Annotated in this window: 4 protein-coding genes; all 4 read left to right on the forward strand. The window is 34.6% G+C overall.

Translation table 11 applies throughout. The annotated features are described in order from the left end of the window. On the forward strand, nt 1–990 hold a 990-nt coding region (waaO, locus tag RTW80_RS23200), incomplete at its 5' end, for a lipopolysaccharide 3-alpha-galactosyltransferase (RefSeq protein WP_312720404.1). Between the two features lie 163 nt (nt 991–1,153). Then, nucleotides 1,154–2,170 (forward strand): lipopolysaccharide 1,2-glucosyltransferase RfaJ, encoded by a 1,017-nt coding sequence (gene rfaJ, locus RTW80_RS23205; protein ID WP_000376846.1) that lies wholly within the window; start codon nt 1,154–1,156, stop codon nt 2,168–2,170. Nucleotides 2,171–2,187: 17 nt separating this feature from the next. Beyond that, nucleotides 2,188–2,886 (forward strand): lipopolysaccharide core heptose(II) kinase RfaY, encoded by a 699-nt coding sequence (gene rfaY / locus RTW80_RS23210; RefSeq protein WP_000615160.1) that lies wholly within the window; start codon nt 2,188–2,190, stop codon nt 2,884–2,886. A gap of 71 nt (nt 2,887–2,957) precedes the next feature. Beyond that, the coding region (gene waaZ / locus RTW80_RS23215) for a 3-deoxy-D-manno-oct-2-ulosonate III transferase WaaZ (protein ID WP_312720407.1) at nt 2,958–3,553 on the forward strand (596 nt) is incomplete at its 3' end.

Below are 3,553 nucleotides of genomic sequence, written 5' to 3' on the forward strand. Positions count from 1 at the left end.
TTTCTCAATTCGGTTATTGATTATAATCATAAAATAGAAGCAGAAAATCTTTGTCTGGATATTGCTTATGGGACTGACAAAAATTTTCTTTTTGGATGCGGAATATCGATTGCTTCAATATTAAAATATAATGAAGGAAATCAATTATGCTTTCATATTTTTACTGATTATTTCGGTGATGACGATCGCAAATATTTTGATGCCCTGGCCAGGCAATATAAAACAAGAATTAAGATATATTTAATTAATGGTGATCGACTCCGTTCATTACCCTGCACCAAGAACTGGACTCATGCTATTTATTTTCGTTTTGTTATCGCCGATTACTTTTTTAATAAAGCACCCAAAGTTCTTTATCTGGATGCAGATATTATTTGTCAGGGAACTATAGAACCACTTATCAATTACACGTTTTCTGAACATACAGTCGCAATGGTTGTTACAGAAGGACAAAAAGACTGGTGGGCAAAACGTGCTCATTCGTTAGGTGTTGCTGGGATTGCTAATGGTTACTTTAACTCCGGTTTTTTACTGATTAATACTAATCAATGGACGAATGAGCGGGTTTCTGCACGGGCCATTGCAATGTTAAGTGATCCAGAGATAGTCAAAAAAATAACACATCCTGATCAGGATGTATTAAATATGTTATTGGCAGACAAACTTGTTTATGCTGATATTAAATATAACACTCAGTTTAGTTTAAATTATCAACTAAAAGAAAGTTTTAAAAACCCAGTAACTAACGATACAGTTTTTATTCATTATATTGGTCCAACTAAACCCTGGCATGACTGGGCCTGGGATTATCCAATATCACAAGCTTTTATGGCGGCAAAAAATGCTTCACCATGGAAGGATACTGCGTTATTGAAACCGGTTAATAGTAATCAATTAAGATACAGTGCTAAACATATGTTGAAAAAAAAGCAATATATCAAAGGATTTGGCAACTATCTTTTGTATTTTATAAAAAAGCTAAAGCATTAATACTGATAATCTATACTCTAAATAATTCGAGTTGCAGGACAAAAAGCCAGTGGCGTTTTGAGGAACGCTTGCGTTGGCCCTGAAATGCCGAGTAACTCGCCGATGCAGCACATGCAACTTGAAGTATAACGAGTATATAAAGTAATGATATAAGGATAGCCTTGTGGACTCATTTCCTGCCATAGAGATAGATAAAGTTAAAGCCTGGGATTTTAGGCTTATTGATGAAAATACTGCTGAAAGTTTAAATGTTGCCTATGGTGTCGATTCCAATTATCTTGATGGTGTAGGTGTTTCCATTACTTCAATTGTCATTAATAATCGACATGTTAATCTTGATTTTTATATTATTGCTGATGTTTATAACGACGATTTCTTTCAAAAAGTTGAGAAACTTGCTGAGCAATACCAATTAAGAATCACACTTTATAGAATAAATACTGATAATCTTCAGTGCCTGCCTTGTACACAAGTCTGGTCAAGAGCAATGTACTTCCGTTTATTTGCTTTTCAATTATTGGGAGTAACACTTAATCGTTTGCTTTATCTTGATGCCGATGTAGTTTGTAAGGGAAATATTAGTCAACTATTGCATTTAGAGTTTAATGGAGCGGTGGCTGCAGTAGTCAGGGATGTAGACCCAATGCAGGAAAAGGCGGTAGTCAGATTATCTGATCCTGAACTTCGGGGGCAGTATTTTAATTCTGGTGTCGTTTACTTAGACCTAAAAAAATGGACAGAAGCAAAACTAACCGAAAAAGCACTGTCTATTCTTATGAGTAAAGATAGTATTTATAAGTATCCTGACCAGGACGTTATGAATGTCCTACTAAAAGGGATGACAATATTCCTGCCACGTGAGTTCAATACTATATATACAATAAAAAGTGAGTTAAAAGATAAAACGCATCAAAAATATAAAGAGTTGATAAAAGAGGATACTCTTCTTATTCATTATACTGGGGCCACCAAGCCGTGGCACAAATGGGCAATTTATCCATCGGTAAAATACTATAAAATAGCTTTAGAAAGATCCCCCTGGAAAGATGACTCACCACGAGATGCAAAATCAATTATTGAATTCAAAAAAAGATATAAACATCTGTTAGTGCAACATCATTATATCTCAGGACTCATTGCAGGAGTGTGTTATCTTTGCCGAAAATATTACCGTAAATAACATTTAACTGGTTTAACATGATTCAGAAGAATAAAATCAAAGATTTAGTTGTTTTTACCGATGAAAATAACTCAAAGTATCTCAATGTATTAAATGACTTTCTTTCTTATGATATTAATATCATCAAAGTTTTTCGTTCTATAGATGATACAAAAGTCATGCTTATTGATACCGATTACGGTAAATTGATACTTAAAGTTTTTTCGCCTAAAGTAAAACGCAACGAACGTTTCTTTAAATCTCTTTTAAAGGGAGATTATTATGAACGCCTTTTTGAGCATACTCAAAAAGTGCGTAACGAGGGGCTACATTCTCTCAATGATTTTTATTTGTTGGCAGAACGGAAAACATTACGTTTTGTCCATACTTATATAATGCTTATCGAATATATCGATGGCGTAGAGTTGTGTGATATCCCCGATATTGATGAAACTTTAAAAAATAAAATTCAACAATCAATTCGTTCATTACACGAACACGGTATGGTATCTGGTGATCCTCACCGCGGTAATTTTATTATTGAAAATGGTGAAGTACGCATTATTGATCTTTCAGGAAAACGGGCATCTGCACAACGTAAAGCGAAAGATCGTATTGATTTAGAGCGACATTATGGTATTAAGAATGAGGTTAAAGATCTCGGTTATTATCTTTTAGTTTATCGTAAAAAAATACGTAATCTTATGCGGCGTTTGAAAGGGAAGCCAGCACGATAAAGTAAAAGTCTTACATTTAAACGTCTTCGTCAGGACATTTCTATGCGGAGTTCTTATTTCACAGGTTTATCATGAAGAATATTAGATACATTGACAAAAAAGATGTTGAAAACCTGATAGAAAGTAAAACGTCTGATGATGTTATTATTTTTCTTTCCGGCCCCACATCGCAAAAAACACCATTGTCAGTGCTGCAGACAAGGGATGTTATTGCTGTCAATGGTTCTGCACAATATCTATTAAGTCATAATATTATTCCCTATATTTATGTACTTACCGATGTTCGCTTTTTACATCAACGGCGTGATGATTTTTATAAATTTAGCCAGAGAAGTCGTTATACCATCGTAAATGTTGACGTTTATGAACATGCTTCTGAAGAAGATAAGCGGTACATCCTTCAAAACTGCCTGGTACTACGTTCATTTTACCGCAGAGAAAAAGGTGGATTGATCAAGAAGATCAAGTTTAATATTTTGAGCCGAATTCATAAAGAGCTCCTGATCTCTGTACCTTTTTCTAAAAAAGGTCGTCTGGTTGGCTTTTGCAAGGATATTAACCTCGGTTATTGTTCATGCCATACCGTTGTTTTTGCTGCAATCCAAATAGCCTATTCGCTGAAGTATGCTCGTATTATCTGTTCAGGCCTTGATTTAACGGGTAGCTG

It is taken from the genome of Escherichia sp. AM3 (assembly GCF_032029835.1).
Classification (GTDB): domain Bacteria; phylum Pseudomonadota; class Gammaproteobacteria; order Enterobacterales; family Enterobacteriaceae; genus Escherichia; species Escherichia coli.